The following is a 23,363-nucleotide window of genomic DNA, read 5'->3' as shown; positions in this document are numbered from 1 at the left end:
CCCAACCTCCTGTAATGATTAGCCGTACCGCTGAATTGAGCAAAGAATGAAAAATGAAAAAGGGAGTTATTCTGGAAAACTCAGCCTCGTTTAAAGTACTCCCAGCTTGAACAGCATGTATATTCCCACAAGGACTATTATAGCTCCGTAGGCCACCCTAAGTATGTTCCTAGGCGCCTTGACCGCCAAGCTCGTGCCCGCGTACCCGCCCAGGGCACCGCCCACCACGTATAGCAGGGATACCAGTATCAAGACGTCGCCGTACGCTGCGTACTCCGCCCCGCTGGCCACGCCGAACGTGCCCACGCTGAGGAGGCTAGTCCCTATCGCCCTCGTTATGCATAGGCCGGCGGAGAACATCAATGACGGCACTATTAGGAAACCGCCTCCAATGCCGAAGTAACCGCTGATCAATCCAACGACGAACCCCGCGCCGCCCACCTTGGCGATCGTCGATGGAGTTAGCTTGGGGCACTTCTTGAGGGACTCCATTAGCCTGGGAACCTCATCGCTCGTGCCCGGCTTCGTGGACTCCCTCCTGACCGCCATGTACACCCCCAGCACTATCATGGCTATCGAGAAATATATCAACAAACTCGTCCCAGGCGTTATATGCCCCAAGTAGGCCCCCAGCAGCGACCCTATCAATCCAACGCCCGCGAACACCGAGCCAACCCTAGCCGATACGTTGTGCTTCTTTAGATGCATGTATGAGTTGATGTAGGCGTTGAGGCCCACCGCGAGCGCCGTGGAGCCTATGGCCACGTGAGCCGCGTCGGGCAGCGAGTCGAGTCCGACGAAGTAGAGGAATAAGGGGACGGCCAGTATGGATCCCCCACCCCCTATCAACCCCAGCGAGAAGCCGACCAGTACTCCCGACACCACCGCCAAGATGTATTGGATAAGCGTTATCATTTTAACGCGCACCCACACCGAGATTTAATTAGTTAGCGGTCCACGGCCTCAAGCCGTACACCAGGTACGCGGTCACTATAGCGCCGGCCAGCACCGCCATGAAGAATGCGAAGCTGCTGACAGCCATCTGAAGGTTACCGCTCAGTATGTGGCCGCTCGCGCAGCCATTCGCCATCCTGGCCCCGAACAACACAAGGAAGGCTCCCACAAATGAGGCGAGGGGCCTCAGCTTTCCAGTGCCGAACCTATTGGTCCATATGTGCGGCGTCCACTGCCTGAACCCCATGAACCTCCTCGTGATGAACACCGAGGATATCAAGCCGCCCAGGAAGGTGCCCAAGTCGGAGAGGGGCTCCCAGCCTATCTCGCTGAACGGCTTGTCTATGGGAATCCCATTTACTATCTTGAGCCCGCCGAATAGCTGGAAGTACGGTAGGCTGGCGGCGAAGTGCGGATTCGCGGCGAAGAGCAGTTGAGCCCATATCCATGAGTAGGTGGTCGACTCCCCGAATATCTGCCTCAGAACTATGACTGCGACCGCAACTAGCGCGAAGTCGAACGCCAAGGCGAATATCACCCTAGAGGAGGAGGGCTGCTGGACGGATACCGCCTCTATCACGTAGTCAGGTATCTTCTTGTAGTCCTGCTTGAATTCCTTTATCTCATCGTCGAGGGCCATTGACTCGTTGGACCTGCCCGTCAAGTGCAGCACGCATGCCTTCCCGCCCTGCCTCCTCGGCACGAAGAGCCACATGCTTATCATCAATAACCCGAACACTATGGCTACCATGAATTCATCGAATTTACTGGTCAATCCGAACAAGGTCGGCCAAGTTATGGGGCCGAAGTTCAGGGTCTCCCAGAAGAACGGCTTGGCTGGTCCGAAGATCAGCGACCAAGCCAAGGCGCCCAGCAATCCCCCTATCACGGCATACACGGCATCGCGCCTCCCCTGGCCGAGGGCTATCCATATAGTGCCTGGGAAGTAGCCCGCCACAGCCACTCCAACGCCGAATATGAGCCCGCCTATCACGACTCCGGGCACGAAGAAAGCCTTTATTCCCCAGTGAAGCATTGGGACGAATAGGTTCAATCCATAGAGCAGGATTGCTCCGACACCTATGACTAGGCCGAAGCAGACCATGAGCAGCCTATCCTTTAACGTTATTGCCCTTATTATCACGTCGGGGTTGGGGAAGTCCCATATCTCCAGCGGTATTGAGAGCAGAATGCCAGCGAACACCCCCACCCATAGCGGCGCCGTGTATATATGGAGGAGGGCCTGCATTGCGACGCCGCCCACGAGCATTATCAGTGCCCCCACCAACAAGATGGAGGCCACGATCCACATCGGCCTCATGTTTGGATTTTTCACCTCTATCTGAATTTTTGATTTATCTGCCGTAGTGGTCGGAAACCTCTGTCAGTAATTAGTATATAAATCTTATTATGTCCAAAATTTGACTAAAGAGGAAAGTATTTGAACAGATACCGGAATACATATCAATGCAGGAGCAACCCATAAGCAGGCTGGTGGAGACAATAGTGTCCGAGAACCCCCTATACATGATGATGATAAGCACGGGAATAGCCAACCTATCCGCGTTAGCCAAGGAAGTGCTGCCCCTGATAATGTCCACCACGGACCGCCCAGTGAAGCTCGGCACAATAATCAAGGCGCTGGAGCGAATGGAGGCCAAGAATAAAGTTACCATGCCCAATATGTTTCAATTAATGAGTGAGGCGGAAATAATGGTGCACAGCGGAATAGGGGAGGCGGAAATAATGGTAGGAGACGTCAAGCCGGAACTGCTCAACGAGCTGGGCCACGACGCGGCCATAATAATAAGCGACGGAACTAGACTCAAGCTAATAGCCCCCCTAAAGATATTCAGCAGGCTCGGCCTCTCCCTAACCGCCGAGTACAGCCTGATCAGAATAGTGCTGGCAGAGAAGGCGCCGGTTGGCTTCGTGACCACCTTGATTCAATTAATGAGATCCAACAAAATCTCCGTGAAGCACGTCCTCAGGTACGATAATGACGTCTACATAGTGGTGGATCGCCAAGACGCGGCCAAGCTCATGGAGATGCTGGAACGATTAAGAAGCCAAGCAAGGAATAATGAAACGCAATCCAAAGCAAGCCCCACTTAAGAAACGACCCCATCTCACCATGTAGGACTCAAGGATGCAGCGCCCAAGCCGGACCAATACAGTTCAGGTCATGCATACCCAATCCAGCGAAAAAGCAGGTAATCGGGGGCCTGAAACCAAGCTTTGAGGCTCCATCTGCGAAACCACAGTGCTCTGGCGGAAACTATCTATTTTCAGCGCCAACCTTCATCTTACAGTAAGCATAGAGAGCATCGTATACGGGGAATTGCAGCCGCATGTTCTCGAAATCATCTCTAGAAATGGCCCTGAACCCCTGCGCCACTGCCTTCAGGCCATAGCTTTCCGGCGGCGGGTTTGGTATCTTGGCATCAGCTCCCCTAACTATCTTAGCTAGCTCCAGCAACGCTGGATCCTTCAAGTTATATTTCTTTATTATTGCATCGAAGCTCACGTATTCATTGCCTCCCTCGCGGTAATGCGTTAACTCGACACCCTCTACGTCGAAGGGTATCGCGTTTAATTCCCTTGCCTTTGTAAGGACGTCCTGAGCCGGAACGAATATGAATTCTGCGTTCGGGTCAATGAATTTCTTTATTAGCCATGGACAAGCAATCCTATCCACCATGGCCTTCTCCCGAGTAATCCATTTCACGAAGTACGTGCGATGCTTAGATTTATATAATCTTTGTTTATCCTTTCAGGGATACCCGGAACAAAACGATTTTGAGAGGAAGGAAATAGTTACAAGACCCCCGTTAAGCCCGAAGACGCTGCGCGAAACCCCTAAAATAGACAGACTCGCCGCGGGATCGCGTGAGGTATAGGAAGGCGGGAAGCAGTGGAATGGAGGTCTCCGAGGTCGGCGTGGGCGTTTGGTCCTTGGTGACGGATTGGTGGGGAAGACCGGAGAAGGCGGAGGATGTCCTAATGCACGCGATTGAGGCCGGCGTAAATTTCTTCGACACGGCTGATAGCTACGGTAATGGAAAGGGAGAGGAGTTACTGGGGAAAGTGCTGGGGCAGAGGCGGGAGGCAGTCATCCTAACCAAGATAGGCTACGACATGTATCACCACGAGGCGGGGCAGAGGGAGATACCCCAGGACTTCAGCCGGGATTACTTGGATAAAGCATTGAGGAATAGCCTGCGGAGACTCAATAGGGACTACGTTGACATACTGATGCTCCACAATCCAAGGATGCACGTCATAATTGATGAGGAGGTCATGGACTGGATGAGGGGGGTCAAGCGGGATGGGTACGCGAAGTCCATAGGCGTATCCCTGGGGCCCACGCTTGGTTGGGGAGAGGAGGGGTTGGCCGCAATGGCCAAGGGGTACGAGGCGTTGGAGTACATATACAACATAATAGAGCAAATGCCGGGAAGGGAGTTCCTATCCGCTCCCGGCGCGGAGAGGGTGGGGCACTTCATACGCGTCCCCCACGCATCCGATGCATTGGATGAGGATAAGTGGCCCATAAGGAGCTCCGGGCACTTGCATAGATCGTTCAAGGATCAATCCTGGATAGAGAGGGCGGTGCGTGGAGGGGAGAAGCTGATCCCTATAGCCAACGCGGCGGGGATGAAGCTGTCCCAGCTGGCCGTGGCATTCGTGCTGAGCTCCCCCAACGTGTCATCCGTGATTCCAAACATCACCACCAAGAACGACGTGGATAAGTACGCCGCGGTGACGGAGAGGGAGGGGCTGAGCCGCGGGTTTTTGGACGCAATAAATGAGGTGTATGAGTCCTATTTCAAGGAGTTAAACGATGAGAGCATAGCGGAGACTGCCAGGTTCAAGGAAGCCATCGATGGGCCTCGATCGAAAGGTTTTAATTAATTGCATTTGATGGGGGCCTCCGTGATGAAGCGAGGCAGCCACTGAGGGATGAGGACCTCAATCTCACACTGAACTCCATTTGCTTCTTCCCCAATTAATCGGTATCATCGGGGGAATCCACTTCCTGCTTCTTAGTGGATTTCCAGTAAGCCACCTTTCCCCTGCGCACCTCCTTCATCGCGCCGTCCTTGCTCAATAGCTTAAGTATGTAGAATACTTGGCTATGGCTTAGCTTGGTGATGCGAACCACGTCATTTGTGGAGACCTCTCCACGGGACTCCACCAGGCTGAGGATCTCCTTCTTTCTCTCGTCTATCCTCTCCGTCTGCTTCCTGGGCATCGAGTTATTTTAACTCTATTATTTTTAAGCTTTAGGCGGTAAGACTGACGATAATATCGCTCAGATCTACCGCGGGCCCCGTCCTGGAATGGCTGAGCGCCCATAAAAGTTAAATTGCGGCATTTTTGGGTTACCCTAATGCCCAGGAACAAGCTCACCGCTCCCTTCAGGGCAATAAACCTAATCCTATACGTTATAGCCATGATCATGATAATAGCGGTGGCGGCGTTCTCCATATGGAGCGCCTTCATGACCCTATACGAGAGCATACACAACGTGACTGAGAGCTCCATAATAGAGGCGCTGTCCAGCATATTCATAGTGCTCATATCGATAGAGATAATAGAGATGTTCATGGACTACGTGGAGAAGGAGGTGATAGCCGTGAATAAGGTGCTTCAGATAGTTCTCACCGCGCTCTCCAGGGAGTTGTTGATAGCAACGACGCAGTTCACCATGATGCCCACGCCCACAGAAGTCGACGTCTGGAAGGAGGTGGTCATAATAGTGGGAGTCGCCGTGGTGGCTGGAGCATATGCTCTCCTCAAATCAAGGACTGACGGCTAGGAACCGCCACTGCTGCGCGCCGCCAGCTCCACCGCGTCCTTAACCGTGTAGCGAGCCGGGATAAGGGGCTCGAAGCCGTTTCTCCTCATGGTAGATCCAGTGGTGGGCCCTATCGCCACCAATCTCTTGCCCTCCAAGGCCTTTCCCCCCACTGCCTCCAAAAACGTCGTGAAAACCTTGGGGCTCGTGAATACCACGGCCCCGGCGGAGGGCAAATACGACGCGGCCCGCCTTATTGCCTCATCATCCCTGGCCAATTCATATAAACCGATCTCCACAACGCTGCACATACCCGCGCGTATCTCAGCGTCATCGACGTAATCCTTGGATCTAATAACTAACACCTCCTCCCCAGGCCCGCACCTCTCCTCCAGCATCTTGGACACCGCGCCGCTGAAGTACTCGCTTGGCACCTCGCATTTAACCGTGGGAAAAGCAGCATGAACCGCGCCGCAAGTTGATGGGCCCACGGCTATCACGGTCTCGATGCAATTGGATATATCTACCCTGCCCGCCACTGCCGCAATGGCCTCCGAGCTCATCACTACCCCCAGCCTCCGCTTGGAGCCGCAGAGCGCCCTTAACCTATCCACCGCCGATTCATCTATTATTGGCTTCAATATGGGAATGATCAAGACATCATCCTCCTCCAATTGATCCATCGATGAACCTCCCTTACCTCTCAGGACCAGTATCATTAGAGAATAAATGGGAAGAAGGTAAAATATGTTTTGTGCCGGGCACTAAGGCAGTAAGTAGGCCAGCAGCGAGTGAACCGAGCCTATCATTGCCAGCGGTACTGGGATGATGAGGCCGGCCAGCATTATTATGGACGCCAGCACCACGACCAGCAGACCAACCCCGCCTGAACCGGAGCCACTCAACGACTTGCTCAGCCTCACGTAATATGGAACCGATATCACCGAGTTTATCACCAACAGCACGGCCAGCCACCAAAGTGACGGGCCGGCATATATCAGCCCCAGTATTATGAATAGCTTGGACCAAAAGCCCAGCAGAGGCGGCACGCCTATGAATGAGTAGGCCAGTATGTAGCTCCACCTAGATCCCCTCTCGTTGCCTATTATGGAGAAGAGGCCTATCTTGCCTGCGCCGTTCACCAACAGCTGCGCCAGTAGGCCCAGCAACGCGTAGGCCAGCGCGGCCTCGCCCGCCCCGTGCACGAAGAAAATGGTCAAAGCAGCCATGGCGTAACCCATGTTGGCCACAGTGGAGTAGGCCAGCACCTTGGCCGGTTCCCTCGACGTTATTGCCCCTATGTTGCCCAGCGTCATGCTGAACGCGGCCAGCAGGGCGGTCTCCCACACTATCACGTCAGCATAGAGCGGGGCCATGTTGGCAACCAACGGGTAAACTATCTTCAGCGTGACAATGAAGGGCACGAACTTGGCTATGGAGGCTATTATGGAGACGGCGTATGGATTGCCAGCCGAGAACGCGTCGGGCACCCAGTAATGCATGGGGGCGGCGCCCACCTCCAGCATCATTCCCAGTATCAAGAACGTGTACCCCAGCAGCGCCAGCCCGCCCACTTGATTTATCAGGGCGAAGAATAGGATTGAGGCGCCAGTGAAGTATAGCACTGTAGCTATGACTAGGGCGGTTATGGCCTTGACGGCGGCGGATAAGTTCTCCCTAGTCCCGCCCAGCTGTATAATGAAGTAGACGGGAACGCTGACCAGCATGAATATGCCCAGCAAGAGCACGAAGTACGCATCTCCAATTCCGAGGGGTACGTACATGGCGTAGGACGTCATCAATCCCATGAAAGACACAAGAGCGTAATCCATTCCCTTATACTGCGACCCCCTCACCAGCATGAGGGTCAACACGTTGATGGCGGCCACGGCATCTATCAATGCGGGGTACATCAAGTAGCTGGCCGGCACCACGAGATCCGGCAGCAGGAGGAGAAGAGCTGGGATCCAGGAATACCTCTCCCTGCGGGCGGCCGCTAAGGCAGCGGTGACCAGAAGCAGCCCTATGGAGGAGTACTCAATTATGGTTGTGTAATCATACATAGATCATCACCATCATTATTATGAAGAGCATAATCGTCATCACTATCAACATGGCCTTCACGTAGTTCCTAACCAAGCCATTCTGCATGCCGCGTATCGCATTGGACGTCGCCTTGAACAAGCGGGGCACGGCATTATTGAACAACCAATCAAAGCCCCTGCTGAACAGCATTGCGAACTCCGTCAATGCCCTGCCGAATCCAGCCAGCACCACGTCCATGAATGCCTGTATGTAGTATCTCCTCTCGAACACTGGGGACGCCAAGGCAAAGGACGCGGAGCGGGGCTTATAAGCAACAGCCAGGAATGTGACCGTTATTGCAAGCGATATCAGGAACACCACGGGATCAAATCCCGATATCAACATCACGTTGGGCGACGACATCATCAACACAGGTATCGCGACAAGCAGCGCGGCGGTGGCCGTGGCGGTGTACGCCCCAGCCATCACGGAGCCGCCGTGGCCCTCCACCTCCCCAGGATCATCTCCCTTGATGAAGTTAAGCGACATGAACCTGGCCAGGAACATGACGTAAACAAAGCTCGTGAGCAGCAGCAAGGCATAGGCTCCCCAGCCCACCACCGGGCCCACCTCCGTCATCAATTCATCCATGGCTGAGTGAACCCAGTAAGCGGCGAAGGGCGGTATCCCGCCCAGGGCCAGGGCGGCGGCTAGAGTGGAGTAGAAGCCCGCGGGCAGCTTCTCGGCGAGCCGCCAGTTCCCCAAGTTGAAGCGCGTGTGGGTCTCGTGAATCAAGTGGCCGCTGACCAGGAACAGAGATGCCTTGGAGAGCGCGTGCACTATTAAGTAGGAGAAGCCCACCAATACCCCAATGGGCAGCATGTACCCCAGAGCATCCACGCTGATGGGTATGAACTTAGATGCCGCGGTCAACGCCATCATCAAGCCGAGACTGCTCATGGTTGATCCGGCCAGTATCACCTTCCTCTCGTTAACCGAGGTGGCGAACATGGCGCCCAATATAGCGGTCACCAGCCCCAAGTAAAGCACGAAGAGGTACACCATGTTTATAGCAACGTAGTTGATGCCGACGAGGTATAGGGTGAGCCTCATGAATATGTACACGCCCGCGGCAACCATAGTCGCTGAGTGAAGCAGCGCGGAAACCGACGTGGGGCCCGTCATGGCGGTCAGCAACCAATCATTGAACGGGAATTGGGCCGACTTGGTGAAGGGACCCAGCAGGAACGCTATTAGGACCACCGCCGTCCCCACGGCCCCAAGCGAGCTGGTCAGGTGGGCCCAGTTTATTGAGTTGAAGTCAAGGCTCCCCCCGAATATGCCTATCGCAGCCAAGGCGCCCAGCATGGGCATGTCGCCGAACCTTATGGTGATTATAGCGCGGTAAGCAGCATAGGAGGGCGTGGTCCACGCGGGCTTGCCCATCACAGTGTCCCCCACCTTCCCCACGAATGAGGTCTCATCGTCGTCCCTGAACCAATTGCCTATCAAGGCCCACGAGCTCAAGCCGAGGCCCTCCCAGCCTATGAACATTAGGAGCAAGTTGTTGGAGTAAACCAGCAGCAGCATAGATGCCGCGAACGTATTGTAGAAGAACCAGAACCAGCCCAGCCTATAGTCGTCAGCCATGTACTCCAGGCTGTAAACGCCTATTGCGAACGCGAGCCACGCGGTCAGCAATCCCATGTACCTGCTCAGGAAGTCCACCACGAACGACACGTACGTTGTGAATATGCCGGGCACTGATATCCAGGGATACGAGTATATCAGCGTCTTCATGGGGTAGCCCAATGCTATGTAAGTGGAGACAACCGCGGCCACGCCCAGCCCAGTCACCGCCAAGTACTCCAGGGGACGGGCCTTCCTATTGTCCTGCTCCACCGCCCAGTACACGGATATGGGCGCGGCCAGCAGCGTGGGCAGCACCGTCATCAAAGCAATGAGAATGGGAAGGAGCGACTCATACATGCATTATCACCCCTATCGCGCTCAGTATCGTGTGTATTAGCGTGGTAGATATGGGCGGAAACAGAAGAATCACGCTGGTCAATCCAAGCACGTAGAGGGGAACCACCAGCTTATTGCTGGGCTTTGTCTTGGTGTAGGGCCACCTCGGCTGCCCGTAGAACACCTCCTTCAAGGCCCAGAAGCCGTACGTGCCCGTCAACAAGAAGAGGAACGCCAAGCCCACGAACGCCCAAAGCGTGTTGAGGCTGAGACCCAACGTGGTTAGCAGGCCCAGGAAGAGGAAGAACTCCCCCAGCAATCCAACGGTGAATATGCCGGCCAAGCTCATCCAGCCAAGAAGCGCCGCGCCGCCTATGGAGGGGATGTACCTCTGCAGGCCGCCCATCTTCGACATATCCAGCATATCGTACTGAACTATTATGGCGCCCGCCGTCATGAAGAGCACGGCCTTGCCCAGTTGATGCGCTATGAAGTGAAGAGTCAAGCCCACTATGCCGTAGGTGCCCAGCGTGAGGCCGGCGAGCAGGTAAGCCATGTTGGCCACGGTGGAGTATGCCAATAACCACTTATAGCTGTGCCTCTGCCTGAAGACCGCGAAGCTAACCAGTATCCCGCCGAATATGGCGTACGCCAGCAGCGGGGTTCTTATGGATATTATGAAGTAAGGCGATATCAAGTATAGCCTAGCCAGTATATAGGAGGCGAGGCCAACCACGGATATTATGAGGGCCGCGACCGGGGTGGGGTGCATGCCGTGGGCCCACGGCAGCCAGACGTGGGGTCCAAAGCTGGGCAGCTTTATCAGCATGCCTATCAATATTAACGTCCAAGCCACCGGCGGCACGTACCTTATTGCTGCGAGATCCATGGTTCCCGTGGTCAGTGCAACTATGACGGAGCCTATCAGGAAGAGCACGCTCGCGACGTGGGTGTATACGAAGTATAGGGTGCCTATCCACTGCCTGGTCTTGCCGTAGCCATCATAGCCGTAGAAGTATATCAACAAGAATGAGGATATCAAGGAAACCTCCAGTCCTATGTACATGAGCAGCAGGTTGTAGGCATAGACTATCCATTCCATGGATATGCCGCATAGGATGAATAAGGGGTAGTATATCTTGAATTCCTCCCCAATGCCCAACGCGCGGAACCTGTGCTCCATGTATGGCTCCGACACTATGGCTATCATGGCGGTCACCAACGCTATCGTGAAGCCGAAGGAATTGCTTAACCCATCGTTTATCAAGTACATCCCACCGATGGGGCTCGGCAACGCGCCTATTGGAACCAAGTAATCCAGGTCGGCGAATATGCCGTAGAGGGAGTAGCCTATCAATGGAAGGAACGATATTACAGCCACGTAGAGCGACGCCCGCTTGTTCAGCACAGCCGTCAATCCGGCGGCGGCTATCGGCAGCGCCAACGAGAATATTAGGATGGGGTCCATTTGGGTAATCACGCCTCCTCACCCCCTGCCCTCAAGACGTCCAGCGATATGTTCTTGGTGATCCTGTCTATTGAAAGTATGGCCACTATCAATGCTATGAATTCCGTGGCTGACGTCAGGACTGAGATTATGGTTATGCCGAAGGCCACCAGGGGATCCACCATGTAAAGCCCCACCAGCGCCAGGAAAATGGAGTTGAACATTAATTCAAGCCCTATCAATAGCCTCACCAAGTCCAGCGAGTTGGCCACAACCACGTACCCTATTCCCAGCACCGTAATGGAGGAGACGAACAACATTACCGCATCTATCATGACTGGGTCACCCTCAGGTAGCGGGATGCTATTATCATTATGAACGAGAACAAGACCACCAATGCTATCAGCAGGAAGTCCAGGTACCCATTGCCCAGCACCTCGGACGCCAGCTCCGTTGGGGTTGCGTAGGAGTAGGCGGTGGGCAGCATTGAGTACTTGCTGAGGACCAGCATGGATAATAGGAATAGGAGGACCACGAAGCCAAGCCACGAGCCCTCCACCTTGTGGGGAACGGGCCTCCTATACGTGGCCGCCAGCACCACGGTGATCGTTATGGTTGCCCCAACATATATCAATACTATTAGCGTGAAGGATAATATTCCATAAACCACCGCGAACGCCGTGGCGGACAGCGATGATGCTATCGCCAAGAACAACGCCGCATAGAAATTATCCTTGGATAGCAGCACGCCTACCGACGAAAGAACTATTAATACCTCGAGCACCGCCAAGGAAAACGTTGTTAGGAGCACGCGGAATCACCTCTTAGGAGTAGGCATATTATTTTACACATGAGTAGCCCATCTTCATGAATATTTTTTAAGGATTGCGTGGCTTGAATCATAAGCTTCAAATGAATTGGCCACAATCAAATTGAAAATATATGGCGGCCGCGCGGTCTCCGCGGTATTGCTCTCTCCAAGCCCTTGCTTCCATAGTAGTTGAGAAAAAGAGGTCGAATTGCACGGGCTACTTTAAGTGAGTCCCGCGTGCTGGATTGAAGCACGTGCTCTAGGGCAAAGCTTTAATATCTGACCAATCCATCATAATAGGTGTTTTAGGTATGACCAGTCTAACCCTAGTGGCGGAGATACTTCCGGTTATAATCTCAATACTGGGCATAATATATGGGGCTTGGGCTGCATCGTGGGTGCTCAGGCAGGACGCGGGAACGGATAAAATGAAGGAGATAAGCAACCTAATAGCCGAGGGCGCCAAGACTTTTCTGCTGAGGGAGTACAAGACCATACTGCCCATAGGAGTCGTGCTTGCAGTGCTCATACTGTTGGCCTACTACCTGGGCTTCAGCGGGAACATCTTAGTGGCAGCGCTGGCGATGATATCCTTCGCGTTAGGAGCTCTGGGGAGCGGCATGGCGGGCTATATAGGGATGTACGTGACGACTAGGAGCGCCTCCAGGACTGCCCAGGCCGCCAGCAAGGCCGGGCTCGGCGGTGCATTGATGGTGTCCTACAGGGCGGGCAGCGTCATGGGAACCATGCTGGCCAGCACGGCCTTGCTCGTGGTGTCGGTGCTCTTCGCTGCCTATAGGGCTGTCACCGGGCTTTGGGGCGAGGCATTGATAGCGACGGCGTTTGGCGCCAGCCTCATGAGCCTATTCATAAGGGTGGCGGGCGGAATCTACACTAAGGCCGCCGACTGGGGGGCCGACATTGTGGGCAAGGTGGAGGCGGGAATACCGGAGGACGATCCGAGGAACCCAGCCACAATAGCGGATAACGTGGGGGATAATGTGGGGGACGTGGCCGGCATGGCCAGCGACGTCTATGAGAGCCTCGTAGTTGTCTTGACGGGCACCCTCCTACTGACCGCTGTCTTCCACATGCCGCTGAGGTTCACCGTGTTCCCGCTCTTGGTAACTGCCGCCGCGCTGATCAGCACGTTGATAGGAATGCAAGTTGTAAGGGGAAAGATAGAGGGAGGGGCGGCGGGAGCAATGAGGAGGCTCAACTTATCGTTGTATACCACAGTGACGGTTACCGCCGTGCTAGTCATAATAGGAGCCGCAGTGATCTTCCACAGCGCTTCAGTGATGGCTGCAGTGATGATCAGCGATATCCTCGGCATGTTGACCGCCATAGCGGTGCTTCACATAACTGAGAACTACACCCACTACACCCATGAGCCGGTGAAGAACATAGCCAGGCAGGCCACCATAAGCGCATCCAACGTGGTGGTGACGGGCTACTCGTATGGATTGATGAGCGCCGTACCCGTCCTATTGGTGGTTGCGCTAGTGCTGGGAGCCAGCTTCGCGTTGGGCTATTACTTGATAGGCGCCCCGAATCCCTTCATGGCTGGGATATACGGAACCGCCATGGCCTCCACGGGTCTATTGTCGATAGCCGGCATAGTGATAACAATAGATTCCTTCGGTCCCGTCTCCGATAACGCGTCCGGATTAGCTGAGATGAGCGGGTTGCCGGAGCAGGTCAGGGAGGCCACCGATGCCCTGGATGCGATAGGCAACACCACCAAGGCCACTACCAAGGGCTATGCCATAGCATCCGCTGGCCTTGCAGCCCTTGTGCTTTTCATAGGCTTCGTGTACGAGATAATAGAGAGAATAATGCCGGGGTACCCAGTGGCGTCCAGCGAGGTTCTCCACACCATACTGCTTAACACATCCGTGCTGAGGCCGGACTTATTGGTTGGCGCGTTCATAGGAGCAGCCTTGGTATACACGTTCTCGAGCAGGACGTTGATGTCCGTGAGCAGGACCGCCATGGAGCTAGTGGAGGAGATAAGGAGGCAGTTCAAGGAGATACCGGGCATATTGGAGGGCAAGAACAAGCCCGATTACGCTAGGGCCGTGGACATAGTTACGGGCCATGCATTGAGGGAGTTCATGGTTCCTGGCTTAATGGCCGTCATAGTTCCAGTGCTGGTCGGGCTGCTCCTGGGATGGGTAGCCCTCGTGGGCTTAATACTCGGCACCATACTGCTGGGATTCCCAAGGGCTCTTCTCATGGCTAACGCAGGAGGCGCTTGGGACAATGCGAAGAAATACATAGAGGCGAAAATGGATCCATCCCTGGGAGGAAAGGGTGGGCCAGCTCATAAGAACGCCGTGATAGGAGACGTGGTCGGCGATCCCTTTAAGGATACCACCGGACCATCCCTGAACCCACTCATCAAGGTAGTCAACACGGTATCCGTGGTCTTCGCAGCAGCGGTGGTCAGCACCAACGCGGCGTTGGGCATAAAAATGGGCCTATTCAGCTACGCGGTGTTGGCAGCCATCGCGAAACCACTGATCGCGTTGCTTCTCCTCCTACTATAATTCCCCTCCCTCAATTCATAGCGCATTTTCATATTTCCCACACCAAATCGCCACCAATCACGCCCTTCCTTTACAATTCGACCGCGGCCAGAACCGATCAACGCAAAGCGAGGCGGAATAATTGAGCGGACCCGTGGGAATAAAGTAGATCCAGAGTATAGGAGGGGGGGGGGGTGCACTTATTTAGAACGTGACCACTTGATAGCCATTATTCAGGTAATAGGAAAGTCTATCTCCGGCCGGCATCAGCTTTACGTTGAGCTTGGCTATGGCATCCTTAATCCCCTTATTGTTGGCATAATTGACGCAGCTGGAGTCTATCGCTCCCCCGCTCAATAACTTCTCGAAATTATCCTTGGCGGGGCCCTCCAGCTTCAATAGCCTCTCCTCGCTTGGGCCGAAGAAGATCACCTTCAAGTCCTCGTATAGTTTCTTGGTAACTGCGTTGGCCGCCATGGTTAACGCCAAGTCCATTTTCTCATCCCCACTCACCACTAGGAATAGTACCTTGGTCATGGTTAACTCGGAGGGCGGCTGCCTTTTTATGTTTTCGCGGCAGTTTGGCATGGGTAAATCGTCGAGGAACGAATTTCAAAGGCCTTGCCAGCCCTAGATGGGAAGAAATGCACGGTAATTCATGCAGGGGAGGCCGGTTGAGTCTCGGCCAGCGTCGTAACCGAGCTCTGCTATAAGTTTATTAATTTGTTATTCCATGCGTTTCCGATAAACGTGAACAAGAACATAGCAATAGGGGTGGCCGTCATAATTGTGGTAGCCATAGTCGTCGTGGCCGCCATATTCGTGCTTCACCTTAATAAGGTGGGCGGGGTTGCGGCGGGTAAGCCCAAGTACGTGGATCTGCTAAGCAAATTCAACTCAACATCATTTGGAGCGGACTATACCTTCCACATAAGGACCCTGTTGGTGGAGAACAATACGATAGTGGCCAATCAATCCAATATAATGTACGTCGCCTACAATCAATCCAGCGGTTCCTTCTCCATATCAATAACCCAGAATGGAAACACCACCACGGAATCCGCCAGCCCAATAAATTCCAGCTATTATAAGGTATGCATAACCTTCACCAACGGAACACAGACCTGCAAGCCTGAACCGGCATCCAGCGTCTCGTCCCCAATATACGGCATATTGGCGGTGCTAAACATAACTCAATACAACTACACCCGCACAATAAACGTGCTTGGCAACAATGCTTATTGCTACATAAATGGATTAAACACTACGGCGCCCAGCGTGTACGGCGTGGAGGCAGTGGACGCGAGTAATATGAATTGCCTATACGATAGTGGGGTGCCTGCCTATGCTTCCTTTAATTTAACGGAGGCCATTTACCCCCAGGGATCGGTGACTCCATTCGCGGTTCAATCGAGCTCCGTCACCGCCGTTATAAATGAATTGCATGGATGATTAATTAAAATCAATTGAAATTGAATTTAATAAAAATAATTGATTATTGTTTAGAATTAATGTCCCATTACTGGCTGGATCTATTTATTATCGTCTTGGTGAATCTCTCCGGCCTTAATTTTCCTATTAAGTGATCGAATGCCCTCCATGGAAGGGAGTGACCACCGCATGTATATACATCTATGGTGGCATACGAGTGGTCCGGCCAAGTGTGGATTGCTATGTGGCTCTCCAGCACCAGGGCGATCACGGAGACACCGCCCTTATCGCCGCCCCCGAATCGCCAAGACCGTACCTCGGCCAAGTGCATGTTTGCTACCTCAGCCGCCTCTATGACAAGGGATCGAAGGTATCCCTCGTCTTGCAGCACCTTAGGATCTACTCCCCATATCTCGCCGAACACATGCCACCCTATTACGCCTTCATTGGTTGCACTTCGCGTTCTCGGTTCCAGATACGTTTCTTGTTGGGACATCTCTGCTTATGCCCATTTAGACTCCTTCCGGATTGGTTTATAAGCCTAACCCCAATTTGTCCAGCCGATATAGAGGGGAATAATATTTTTTATCTTTGCTTTATTTCCAGTAAATATTGAACGCATTATTTGATATATATTATATAATTCATGATCTATATTAAATAATTCTTTTGTTTGTTTAATACAAGCTGAATCAGAACATTCCAGCGACCATGCCGGAAGCGACGGCTCCCATGCCAACACGATTATTATTCAATTTCCTTTAAGGAAGAACTCAAACCTCAGGAGAGCAGCCACACCTCCCAGACCCCTCAACCGCTGCCCGGCCTCGGAGCCCTTGGGTATTATGGAAACAGTGCCGCCGGCCCTTATGCAGGATAAAATAATGCCCTGAAGAGACTTGGCATTCTCCTTAAAGAACAATTCCTCCACCAATAACCTCTCTATGGCTCCTTGCTCGGCGGCTGTCCTCACCTCATCCATGCCTATCGCCACATCCCCAGAGCCCCGCGATAAACGCCTCATTACTTCATCCATGGAATTGCTTCCAAGCTCTATTCCCATCTCCTCCAACACGCCGAGCCGCTGCACCTCCCCTATGCCTGTAATGCCCCCCTCATGGATCGCCACGTACTTGACGGGAACCGCAAGCGATGCAATGCTCTTCTTCACCGAGTCGAGGAGCATGGATGGAGCCGCCAACATGACCAGCGATGGCTTCGTCTGGCCAATGTACCGGGACAGATTCACCCCCACGTCGCGGAGGTACGCCGTCAACTCGTAAGAGCCCGCCCTCTTTGATGGGGGTGATTTATTGGGCATTGTTCCCAGCATCCTTATGCCTATCCTCGACATCAAGGCAAACGCGGTCTCCTCGACCGATATGGAGGCCACCAACACCCTCAGGTTACCGCTGAATGCCTTGATGAGGGATTCCAGGAAGTCCCTGTCTATCTGCTTGACGAATCTAAGCGTCTGCCCCCTCACGACGTCCACGCTATGATGGCTACCCCCAGCTCCCTCCAACCACTCCGGGTAATTCACTATAACCCCCCTTATCCTCATTCCTTCCCTGAATTCATGGTACTCCACATCTATCACCCTCAAGCCTAGGTAAACCTTCTCTCGCTCCCCTCTCTCCCCCTCCTTTCCACGGATCTCCCTGACGGTCCAGGAATAAATCACGTCCCCCTCATTTATTATTAAGTAAAGAATGAACAGGTCCTCATCGAACTCCGGCGTCAAGTCGACGTAGTCCCTCCCATACTCAATTCTCATTTGCTCCCACAAGTCCTGCGCCAAGCGGTTAAGTTAAATATATCCAGCATTAGCTTTAGCACCAACACCGCAGTCATATTGCTCACGTCATTGGGAGGCGAGTACTCCATTATATCCACGGCCACCAACTTATCGCCGGCCGCATCTATGACCGCCCTGACCACGGAGTAAACGTCGGCGTAGCTCAGCCCGCCGGACTCCGGATTGCCTACCCCAGGCGCTATGGATGGATCGAACGCGTCCACGTCTATGGATAGATGAACGGGGCCATCGACCTTGCCCAACCTCTCCTCTATCGCATTCACTATTGCGCGGTTCGGGAGCTTCGCCACGTCGAACGACGTGAAGCCCAATCCATTTATTGATTCCAGGAAATCCCTCTCATCATCGTCAAACCCACGAAAGCCCACATTCACGTAGCTGGGCCTCAACTCCTCATTTATTATCCGCGCGAACGTGGCGTGGGAGAGGGATTGGCCGGCCCACTCCTTCCTTAAATCCAAGTGCGCATCCACTTGCACGAATGCGCCGAGCCTGCCATATACCTTGCCTATGGCTCGGGCAACGCCGAGGGAGACCGTGTGCTCCCCCCCTATGGTGGCTATGAATCCCCACCGCCTCAATGCGTCCTCCGCCGATCTCTCTATAATAGAGAGATTGAACTCGGGAGCTCCCTGGGACAGGGCGAGATCGCCCACGTCGCACACTATCTTGGGGACCCGAATGCCTAGGTACTGGGTGGGCGTGGTCTCTATGTACTTGCTGACCCGACGGAGCTCCTCCGGCGCGAATCGAGTGCCCGGCCTGTACGACAGCGTATCCTCCATAGGCGCGCCCATAACGTGAAGAGAGCCGGGGCCGCAGCTTCCTCCGAAGAGGGACGAATTCTTGTAGGCATATAGATCCAAAGCCATGCAGAGCGGCTCTATGGTCGATTTATAAATTATTGTCCCAAGCCCATTGAGCGACTCTCCCCTCAAATAATCAATCACGTAAAGCCAGCTCCAGCCATAACCTTCACGCCGGGTCCTTTTAGGCTAGGTTTCATCAACGCGAAACCAAATCGCAACCAATCAATAGAATCAGGAGGATGAAGTGGGTTTCACTTATCCCTTTTATCAATGAAACTCGGAAGCTAGCGCGGTGGCAATATGAAGACAAAGACCATGTTGGTGGTGGCCCTCGCGGGCGCGATCGTCTTGGCGACGATCGCATATTTAGTCCTTGGCTGGTACTGGTACGGCTCCTACGGCCACGGGTACCCCTTAAATTCAAATTACGTCAATAATCCATATGGTTATGGGCCCGGCATGATGGGGTATATGTGGGGATACGGGTACCCGGGCGTGGTAGGGGGTGCACCTACTCCATACGGCAATCAGTACGGGTACCCCAGCTACTACTCGTTCGGCGAGTACTCCATAAATGAAGCCTTAACTCTAGCGATGAGTGCGCCGAGGAGCGCGCTGGAGTTTCGGAGCAACGATACAATAGTGTTCCGCTCCAGCAACGTTACCTTGGTCGTAGCAGCCATGATGGGAGGAGATGCCGAGAACATGACCGGCTCGCCCCCTCCCAGCTACTCCAGGGGGGATGTATTCGTGATCTATGGACTAATCAATCCGACGATAGTCGTGCCGGAGGGCGCGGTCATTCATGTAATTTTCATAAACCTGGACGACGATATGTATCATAATTTCATTGTGACCACAGCCCCGCCTCCCTACCCGTACTACTCCATGCCCTACGTTGCCAGGGGGACGGAGATGGGGCCCGGCATGATGGTGAATATGGAATGGCTGCCCCCGGCCAACTATGGTGAGGGATACGCCGCCTCTTACTCCTACTCGCTCGTGATGGAATACCCAGGCATTTATTGGTACGTGTGCACGTATCCGGGGCACGCGGAGGAGGGAATGTATGGCGAGATAATCGTAGAGCCGGTTGGGGGGAGATGATCCGCATGTGCATGCCCCATATGATGGATCACGGCTCCAGCCATGGATCCGACGATGAGTTAAGGCACCAAGTCGAGACTCTAAGGTTGAGGGTGGAGAAGCTGGAGGCCGAGGTGGAATTGTTGAGGCAATTACTTATGGAGAAGTCGAGAGGTGATGGGCATGATCATTGAGCTGGCGCTGATCGCATCCCTGCTCATTCAATGGTTTGGCATGATGTGGTGGGGGCCCTGGGGATGGGGTTATTGGGGGCCCGGTCCGATGATGCTTCTGGGAGTGCTGTGGTTCTTCCTGTTTCTACTGGTCTTAGCATTCATATTGATATTCATAGCCTGGGCCTTGAAGCGAATGGGCGTGTTGAGGTAGGGCCATTGCTTGATCAAGCCATGGCCAGCGCGGGCCTAAGCGGGGTGCTTGCGTAATCTAATCAGGTTCCTGCCCTTTACTTTATCAACCTCAACCAACCCCTTCTCCTCCAGCCTCCTTATTATCCTCCAAGACTTGACCTTATCCAGGGATAGGTCTCGAGCCATTTTGTATTGGAAAGCCTCTCCCCCTGCCTCCATTAAGTACTCCACCACTCTCCTCTCCTGTTCAGGCAGCAGCTTAAGCACTTGATCGTCTGGGAAGGAGGGGGGTGATGCCGTCTCGACAAGAGAGGTCGCGGGCCTTGACCGCATAGACGTGAGGGAGTATGCCACTATCGCGATCCCAATTATTAAGAATGGAATGGGAACTACGAATGCATAGAATGACATGCCGCGCATCATGCCCATGTACTCGAAGTTCGAGTATCTATACATATATAAAGCGCCGATCATCGCAATGATGGAGACCGTTATGAACAATGCACCTATCAATAGCACTGCCGCGGCCAACGAGTTGGAGTGGTTACTCGACATTACAATCGATTGCGGAGGCTATGCTTATAGGCGTTTCGCAGCGGGGCCGGTAGTTTTTCAACCCCCACGTCAAGCGCAAAGCCATTAACCAGACAATGGAAGAGGGGGGAGAGGGAGAGAACATAGGTTAGGTTTTTATATAGCACATCCGTAGTTTGCATATGCTTCCCTCAATAAGCAGGAGAGAACTCTCATACCTCTTAGTAATAATGAATTTAAGCGAGGAGAGCGGCAAGGCATCCATAAGCAAGATAGCCAAGAGCATAGGAGTATCGCCGCCCAGCGCCTACGAGGAGGTCAATCACTTGGAGAAGAAGAGCTTGGTGGAGAAGGACGTCGATGGGGTCACCGTGACCAATGAGGGAAGGAAGGCAGTATCGCTTCTGCTCAGCTCCCACAGGATAATAGAGACGTGGCTGAAGAACCTGGGATTCACGGATGAGGAGGCGTGCAATCTGGCATCCCAGTTCGACGAGTACGTTCCCATACAGGTAGTGGAGCGGTTGTTCGATAGCTTGGGAAAGCCCAGCAAGTGCCCCCACGGCCTCCCAATAGAGTCGCCGAGCCAAAGCTGATTGGGCTAGTGCATTAATCGCCCAGCTTCTCCTCCCTCCCATGCCTAACTATTCTTATCCTGGTGTCCAGCGGGATGTGGAATCCCATGTTGTCCAGCAGGGCATAGAGCTCGTCGTCCCTAATGCTTTGAATGCCGCCCGACATCTTCTTCTCGGCCAAGTACTTGAAAAGGGGAAGGACCGAGCCGTCGTATAGGCTAATCGCCTTATCTATTATCTCCGCGCCCCTATCTCCCACTACCATCCCCCTCACTATATTCACAGCATCACTATCGCTTAACTCCTTCCCCGACCCGCCGGGCTTTGCGGCCTTCATTAGCTCCATCATTTTCTTCAACTTAAGCAACCTCAATTCATCATCCATGCCAGTAAGGAAGCCGGAAATAATTATAAGGCTTTCGCATCGTGGCTCCGTTATAGGTATGTTCAATTATAATATATCCCCATAAATAGACCCCGAACCGATCGCTGCTTTGGATGGCCTCCCGACAAAGCATTAAACTTAATATATGAATAATGTTTATCTACTTGTAAAATATCAAGCCTTAGGCTAATAGATAAATATCTGAGTCACAAAGAATAAAAATGCTATAGCATCTATGCATTACTATGATGCAAATACATAAAATCGCATGGATGGCCGGCATAATAATCCTCTCCATTGCATTAGCATCAATTCATGCCACTCCACGCGGAAGCCCTATTCACGTGCCCAGGCTCGCTCCTGCGGCATCGCTTCAGGGGGCTTTCACCTACGTTGCCGACTTCGAGTACGTGGGCAAGCCGTTGAGCTATTACGGCGTGGAGCCCATAACGGGCGCAGCGCCCGCAATAGTTCAAGAACCTAGTTACTGGGGCGAGCCATCCCTTGAATCAATTGCATCCTCCACGCCTCAGATCGACATAATTAAGCCGGGCCTAGTGGTCGCTGGGGACCAATTCATATCGTTCCAGGTGGCCATAAATTACGGCTCCGGCAGCGGGTTCTTCGGATTAGTGAATAGAAGCTATGCGCCTGTGGCCGTGGTGGGGGTCTCCAATGGATACGTATGGGCCGGTCCCAACCTAACGGATTTAAGGCCAATAGAATCGCTCTCCAACCTAACGGACTCCCTATACCCGCCGGGCTGGGTCCTACTCATGGTTAACGTGTACGACGCCGCCTCGCCCAGCAATAAGTCGGCGGGCTGGGTAATGCAGGTATTCGTCGACGGCACATACATGCCCCCAGCCGAGGTGGCCGTGCCCCAGGCAGGGAATTACTACACAGCCGCCATCATCACGACCAACGGCACCGCCTACTACAGCAACGTTGTGGTGACCAGCCTGGAGATACCTACTTACTTGCAGAAGTACAACAACATGGAGGGTTACGGGCAAGGCTCCGGGCTATTGGCGTCCCTATTGCCGCCCTTCTATAACTTGACGACGCTAGTCTTGTTAAGGCATTGGGAGTCGCCCCAAGCCGGCATCCTCAGCTTCCAGATAAACGCCATGAATTACTATGGAGCCACCAGGTCATCCTGCGTCGGCTTCTTCCAAATAGGAGTGGACCTGGACCCCAACGGCACCATAGCGCCGTGGTACGTGCCCGGCAAGAACTGCTTCGCGCATTACTTCTTCAATGAATCCACGATGAATCCAGCCGTACTATCGGGAATACCCACCCCCAACAATACCCTGCTCAAGCTGACTATATTCTACAACGCGAGCGCCAAGGAAATCATGTTCGAGATATACGATTACAACACGGATCAAGCATGGATTCATTTCATACCTTATAACGGAACGCCGTTCTACGCCACGTATAGTCAGCTGGAGTTCCAATATGCCTACACGAATTACCCCATAGAGGATTATGTGTTTAATGGAACCATGTTCAACATACGGATTACCTTGATAAACGGCACCGTATCGACGCCGCCGCCCAGCTACATGATACCGTTCGAGCTGGATGCGCCGCCCACGTGGGACTTGACGTATTACAACGTGAACTCATCGGGCTATTACGAACTGGCCAAATAATTAACTGCCCACCTCACTCACATAGTCAACAAATAATCGATCCTTCTTGAATGCCGCGGCAGTAAATAATTGAACCAGACCAATCACTCATCCGTTTCCAGCATAGACTACGACCGACTCAAATGGGGGAGGGGGGTCATTGCAGTTTGGTCTGTTTC

General features: G+C 53.4%; 26 protein-coding genes. 10 read left to right on the top strand and 16 right to left on the bottom strand.

Annotation, left to right across the window (positions count from 1 at the left end; genetic code table 11):
* Nucleotides 1-90: 90 nt before the first annotated feature.
* Nucleotides 91-915, bottom strand: coding sequence for a sulfite exporter TauE/SafE family protein (locus ACZ5ZS_RS07465; protein WP_188595461.1), 825 nt, complete (start codon nt 913-915; stop codon nt 91-93).
* A gap of 28 nt (nt 916-943) precedes the next feature.
* Complete coding sequence (locus tag ACZ5ZS_RS07460) at nt 944-2,275, bottom strand: YeeE/YedE thiosulfate transporter family protein (protein WP_188595460.1); 1,332 nt, start codon at nt 2,273-2,275, stop codon at nt 944-946.
* 146 nt (nt 2,276-2,421) lie between these two features.
* Between ACZ5ZS_RS07460 and ACZ5ZS_RS07455 the strand changes: the two genes are divergently transcribed.
* The gene (locus ACZ5ZS_RS07455) at nt 2,422-3,069 is read left to right on the top strand and encodes a hypothetical protein (protein WP_188595459.1); all 648 of its coding nucleotides are present in this window, start codon (nt 2,422-2,424) and stop codon (nt 3,067-3,069) included.
* A gap of 163 nt (nt 3,070-3,232) precedes the next feature.
* Here ACZ5ZS_RS07455 and ACZ5ZS_RS07450 read toward each other — a convergent pair whose 3' ends face one another.
* The gene (locus ACZ5ZS_RS07450) at nt 3,233-3,682 is read right to left on the bottom strand and encodes a chromate resistance protein ChrB domain-containing protein (RefSeq protein ID WP_188595458.1); all 450 of its coding nucleotides are present in this window, start codon (nt 3,680-3,682) and stop codon (nt 3,233-3,235) included.
* Nucleotides 3,683-3,843: 161 nt separating this feature from the next.
* On the opposite strand from ACZ5ZS_RS07450, the gene ACZ5ZS_RS07445 reads away from it, so the two are divergent.
* Nucleotides 3,844-4,869 carry an aldo/keto reductase gene (locus ACZ5ZS_RS07445; protein WP_188595457.1) on the top strand — a complete coding sequence of 342 codons (1,026 nt, stop codon included), beginning with the start codon at nt 3,844-3,846 and terminating at the stop codon, nt 4,867-4,869.
* A 94-nt stretch (nt 4,870-4,963) separates the two neighbouring features.
* Here ACZ5ZS_RS07445 and ACZ5ZS_RS07440 read toward each other — a convergent pair whose 3' ends face one another.
* The gene (locus tag ACZ5ZS_RS07440) at nt 4,964-5,209 is read right to left on the bottom strand and encodes a FaeA/PapI family transcriptional regulator (protein ID WP_464858204.1); all 246 of its coding nucleotides are present in this window, start codon (nt 5,207-5,209) and stop codon (nt 4,964-4,966) included.
* Between the two features lie 138 nt (nt 5,210-5,347).
* Here ACZ5ZS_RS07440 and ACZ5ZS_RS07435 point away from each other — a divergent pair, with 138 nt between their 5' ends.
* Entirely contained in the window at nt 5,348-5,776 is a 429-nt protein-coding gene (locus tag ACZ5ZS_RS07435; protein WP_188595455.1) for a phosphate-starvation-inducible PsiE family protein, read from the top strand.
* On the opposite strand, the gene ACZ5ZS_RS07430 is transcribed toward ACZ5ZS_RS07435, so the two are convergent.
* The 6 genes from ACZ5ZS_RS07430 to ACZ5ZS_RS07405 are packed head-to-tail and all read right to left on the bottom strand — an operon-like array spanning nt 5,773 to nt 12,006.
* Entirely contained in the window at nt 5,773-6,474 is a 702-nt protein-coding gene (locus ACZ5ZS_RS07430) for a uroporphyrinogen-III synthase (RefSeq protein WP_188595454.1), read from the bottom strand. The two genes, ACZ5ZS_RS07435 and ACZ5ZS_RS07430, sit on opposite strands and share 4 nt — an antisense overlap.
* A gap of 45 nt (nt 6,475-6,519) precedes the next feature.
* Nucleotides 6,520-7,818: a proton-conducting transporter transmembrane domain-containing protein gene (locus ACZ5ZS_RS07425; RefSeq protein WP_188595453.1), complete on the bottom strand. Its 1,299-nt coding sequence runs from the start codon at nt 7,816-7,818 to the stop codon at nt 6,520-6,522.
* Entirely contained in the window at nt 7,811-9,769 is a 1,959-nt protein-coding gene (locus ACZ5ZS_RS07420) for an NADH-quinone oxidoreductase subunit 5 family protein (protein WP_188595452.1), read from the bottom strand. Before ACZ5ZS_RS07420 ends, ACZ5ZS_RS07425 begins: the two co-directional genes overlap by 8 nt.
* Nucleotides 9,762-11,228: a complex I subunit 5 family protein gene (locus ACZ5ZS_RS07415; RefSeq protein ID WP_188595451.1), complete on the bottom strand. Its 1,467-nt coding sequence runs from the start codon at nt 11,226-11,228 to the stop codon at nt 9,762-9,764. The genes ACZ5ZS_RS07420 and ACZ5ZS_RS07415 overlap by 8 nt, the downstream gene beginning before the upstream one ends.
* A complete protein-coding gene (locus tag ACZ5ZS_RS07410) occupies nt 11,225-11,530 on the bottom strand; it encodes an NADH-quinone oxidoreductase subunit K (protein ID WP_188595450.1) in 306 nt (101 codons plus the stop codon). Before ACZ5ZS_RS07410 ends, ACZ5ZS_RS07415 begins: the two co-directional genes overlap by 4 nt.
* Nucleotides 11,527-12,006, bottom strand: a complete 480-nt coding sequence (locus ACZ5ZS_RS07405; RefSeq protein WP_075060007.1) for a hypothetical protein — start codon at nt 12,004-12,006, stop codon at nt 11,527-11,529. The genes ACZ5ZS_RS07410 and ACZ5ZS_RS07405 overlap by 4 nt, the downstream gene beginning before the upstream one ends.
* Nucleotides 12,007-12,317: 311 nt before the next feature.
* Between ACZ5ZS_RS07405 and ACZ5ZS_RS07400 the strand changes: the two genes are divergently transcribed.
* Nucleotides 12,318-14,558 (top strand): sodium-translocating pyrophosphatase, encoded by a 2,241-nt coding sequence (locus ACZ5ZS_RS07400; RefSeq protein WP_188595449.1) that lies wholly within the window; start codon nt 12,318-12,320, stop codon nt 14,556-14,558.
* 183 nt (nt 14,559-14,741) lie between these two features.
* Here ACZ5ZS_RS07400 and ACZ5ZS_RS07395 read toward each other — a convergent pair whose 3' ends face one another.
* Entirely contained in the window at nt 14,742-15,074 is a 333-nt protein-coding gene (locus ACZ5ZS_RS07395) for a hypothetical protein (protein ID WP_188595448.1), read from the bottom strand.
* Nucleotides 15,075-15,287: 213 nt separating this feature from the next.
* Between ACZ5ZS_RS07395 and ACZ5ZS_RS07390 the strand changes: the two genes are divergently transcribed.
* Nucleotides 15,288-15,989, top strand: coding sequence for a hypothetical protein (locus ACZ5ZS_RS07390; RefSeq protein ID WP_188595447.1), 702 nt, complete (start codon nt 15,288-15,290; stop codon nt 15,987-15,989).
* Nucleotides 15,990-16,056: 67 nt separating this feature from the next.
* Here ACZ5ZS_RS07390 and speD read toward each other — a convergent pair whose 3' ends face one another.
* The 3 genes from speD to ACZ5ZS_RS07375 all read right to left on the bottom strand — a co-directional run bounded on the left by speD (nt 16,057) and on the right by ACZ5ZS_RS07375 (nt 18,737).
* Nucleotides 16,057-16,464, bottom strand: a complete 408-nt coding sequence (speD, locus tag ACZ5ZS_RS07385; RefSeq protein WP_188595446.1) for an adenosylmethionine decarboxylase — start codon at nt 16,462-16,464, stop codon at nt 16,057-16,059.
* A gap of 255 nt (nt 16,465-16,719) precedes the next feature.
* Nucleotides 16,720-17,745, bottom strand: a complete 1,026-nt coding sequence (locus tag ACZ5ZS_RS07380; protein ID WP_188595445.1) for a pelota family protein — start codon at nt 17,743-17,745, stop codon at nt 16,720-16,722.
* The gene (locus ACZ5ZS_RS07375; RefSeq protein ID WP_188595444.1) at nt 17,742-18,737 is read right to left on the bottom strand and encodes an agmatinase family protein; all 996 of its coding nucleotides are present in this window, start codon (nt 18,735-18,737) and stop codon (nt 17,742-17,744) included. Before ACZ5ZS_RS07375 ends, ACZ5ZS_RS07380 begins: the two co-directional genes overlap by 4 nt.
* A 159-nt stretch (nt 18,738-18,896) precedes the next feature.
* On the opposite strand from ACZ5ZS_RS07375, the gene ACZ5ZS_RS07370 reads away from it, so the two are divergent.
* Genes ACZ5ZS_RS07370 through ACZ5ZS_RS07360 form a run of 3 tightly spaced genes read left to right on the top strand, consistent with a single transcriptional unit; the run spans nt 18,897 to nt 20,069 of the window.
* Nucleotides 18,897-19,703, top strand: a complete 807-nt coding sequence (locus tag ACZ5ZS_RS07370) for a cupredoxin domain-containing protein (RefSeq protein ID WP_188595443.1) — start codon at nt 18,897-18,899, stop codon at nt 19,701-19,703.
* A gap of 5 nt (nt 19,704-19,708) precedes the next feature.
* Entirely contained in the window at nt 19,709-19,876 is a 168-nt protein-coding gene (locus ACZ5ZS_RS07365; protein ID WP_188595442.1) for a hypothetical protein, read from the top strand.
* Nucleotides 19,866-20,069, top strand: a complete 204-nt coding sequence (locus ACZ5ZS_RS07360) for a hypothetical protein (RefSeq protein ID WP_188595441.1) — start codon at nt 19,866-19,868, stop codon at nt 20,067-20,069. Before ACZ5ZS_RS07365 ends, ACZ5ZS_RS07360 begins: the two co-directional genes overlap by 11 nt.
* Before the next feature lie 35 nt (nt 20,070-20,104).
* Here the strand turns inward: ACZ5ZS_RS07360 and ACZ5ZS_RS07355 are convergent, their stop codons facing one another.
* The gene (locus ACZ5ZS_RS07355; RefSeq protein WP_188595440.1) at nt 20,105-20,605 is read right to left on the bottom strand and encodes a helix-turn-helix transcriptional regulator; all 501 of its coding nucleotides are present in this window, start codon (nt 20,603-20,605) and stop codon (nt 20,105-20,107) included.
* 161 nt (nt 20,606-20,766) lie between these two features.
* On the opposite strand from ACZ5ZS_RS07355, the gene ACZ5ZS_RS07350 reads away from it, so the two are divergent.
* A complete protein-coding gene (locus ACZ5ZS_RS07350) occupies nt 20,767-21,180 on the top strand; it encodes a metal-dependent transcriptional regulator (protein ID WP_188595439.1) in 414 nt (137 codons plus the stop codon).
* 13 nt (nt 21,181-21,193) lie between these two features.
* Here ACZ5ZS_RS07350 and ACZ5ZS_RS07345 read toward each other — a convergent pair whose 3' ends face one another.
* On the bottom strand, nt 21,194-21,544 hold the full coding sequence (locus ACZ5ZS_RS07345) for a DNA-binding protein (protein WP_188595438.1): 351 nt from the start codon (nt 21,542-21,544) through the stop codon (nt 21,194-21,196).
* A 245-nt stretch (nt 21,545-21,789) separates the two neighbouring features.
* Between ACZ5ZS_RS07345 and ACZ5ZS_RS07340 the strand changes: the two genes are divergently transcribed.
* Nucleotides 21,790-23,205 carry a hypothetical protein gene (locus tag ACZ5ZS_RS07340; protein WP_229657592.1) on the top strand — a complete coding sequence of 472 codons (1,416 nt, stop codon included), beginning with the start codon at nt 21,790-21,792 and terminating at the stop codon, nt 23,203-23,205.
* Nucleotides 23,206-23,363 lie beyond the last annotated feature (158 nt).

It is taken from the genome of Thermocladium modestius (assembly GCF_055398215.1).
This window is presented reverse-complemented; position numbering and strand designations above follow the sequence as displayed.

Bases quoted from the DNA above. Each gene is read 5' to 3' on its own strand.
- ACZ5ZS_RS07465 (WP_188595461.1), bottom strand. From the start codon at position 915: ATGATAACGCTTATCCAATACATCTTGGCGGTGGTGTCGGGAGTACTG.
- ACZ5ZS_RS07460 (WP_188595460.1), bottom strand. From the start codon at position 2,275: ATGAGGCCGATGTGGATCGTGGCCTCCATCTTGTTGGTGGGGGCACTG.
- ACZ5ZS_RS07455 (WP_188595459.1), top strand. From the start codon at position 2,422: ATGCAGGAGCAACCCATAAGCAGGCTGGTGGAGACAATAGTGTCCGAG.
- ACZ5ZS_RS07440 (WP_464858204.1), bottom strand. From the start codon at position 5,209: ATGCCCAGGAAGCAGACGGAGAGGATAGACGAGAGAAAGAAGGAGATC.
- ACZ5ZS_RS07435 (WP_188595455.1), top strand. From the start codon at position 5,348: ATGCCCAGGAACAAGCTCACCGCTCCCTTCAGGGCAATAAACCTAATC.
- ACZ5ZS_RS07430 (WP_188595454.1), bottom strand. From the start codon at position 6,474: ATGATACTGGTCCTGAGAGGTAAGGGAGGTTCATCGATGGATCAATTG.
- ACZ5ZS_RS07425 (WP_188595453.1), bottom strand. From the start codon at position 7,818: ATGTATGATTACACAACCATAATTGAGTACTCCTCCATAGGGCTGCTT.
- ACZ5ZS_RS07420 (WP_188595452.1), bottom strand. From the start codon at position 9,769: ATGTATGAGTCGCTCCTTCCCATTCTCATTGCTTTGATGACGGTGCTG.
- ACZ5ZS_RS07410 (WP_188595450.1), bottom strand. From the start codon at position 11,530: ATGATAGATGCGGTAATGTTGTTCGTCTCCTCCATTACGGTGCTGGGA.
- ACZ5ZS_RS07400 (WP_188595449.1), top strand. From the start codon at position 12,318: ATGACCAGTCTAACCCTAGTGGCGGAGATACTTCCGGTTATAATCTCA.
- ACZ5ZS_RS07395 (WP_188595448.1), bottom strand. From the start codon at position 15,074: ATGACCAAGGTACTATTCCTAGTGGTGAGTGGGGATGAGAAAATGGAC.
- speD (WP_188595446.1), bottom strand. From the start codon at position 16,464: ATGTCCCAACAAGAAACGTATCTGGAACCGAGAACGCGAAGTGCAACC.
- ACZ5ZS_RS07380 (WP_188595445.1), bottom strand. From the start codon at position 17,745: ATGAGAATTGAGTATGGGAGGGACTACGTCGACTTGACGCCGGAGTTC.
- ACZ5ZS_RS07370 (WP_188595443.1), top strand. From the start codon at position 18,897: ATGAAGACAAAGACCATGTTGGTGGTGGCCCTCGCGGGCGCGATCGTC.
- ACZ5ZS_RS07365 (WP_188595442.1), top strand. From the start codon at position 19,709: ATGTGCATGCCCCATATGATGGATCACGGCTCCAGCCATGGATCCGAC.
- ACZ5ZS_RS07360 (WP_188595441.1), top strand. From the start codon at position 19,866: ATGATCATTGAGCTGGCGCTGATCGCATCCCTGCTCATTCAATGGTTT.
- ACZ5ZS_RS07355 (WP_188595440.1), bottom strand. From the start codon at position 20,605: ATGTCGAGTAACCACTCCAACTCGTTGGCCGCGGCAGTGCTATTGATA.
- ACZ5ZS_RS07350 (WP_188595439.1), top strand. From the start codon at position 20,767: ATGCTTCCCTCAATAAGCAGGAGAGAACTCTCATACCTCTTAGTAATA.
- ACZ5ZS_RS07345 (WP_188595438.1), bottom strand. From the start codon at position 21,544: ATGGATGATGAATTGAGGTTGCTTAAGTTGAAGAAAATGATGGAGCTA.
- ACZ5ZS_RS07340 (WP_229657592.1), top strand. From the start codon at position 21,790: ATGATGCAAATACATAAAATCGCATGGATGGCCGGCATAATAATCCTC.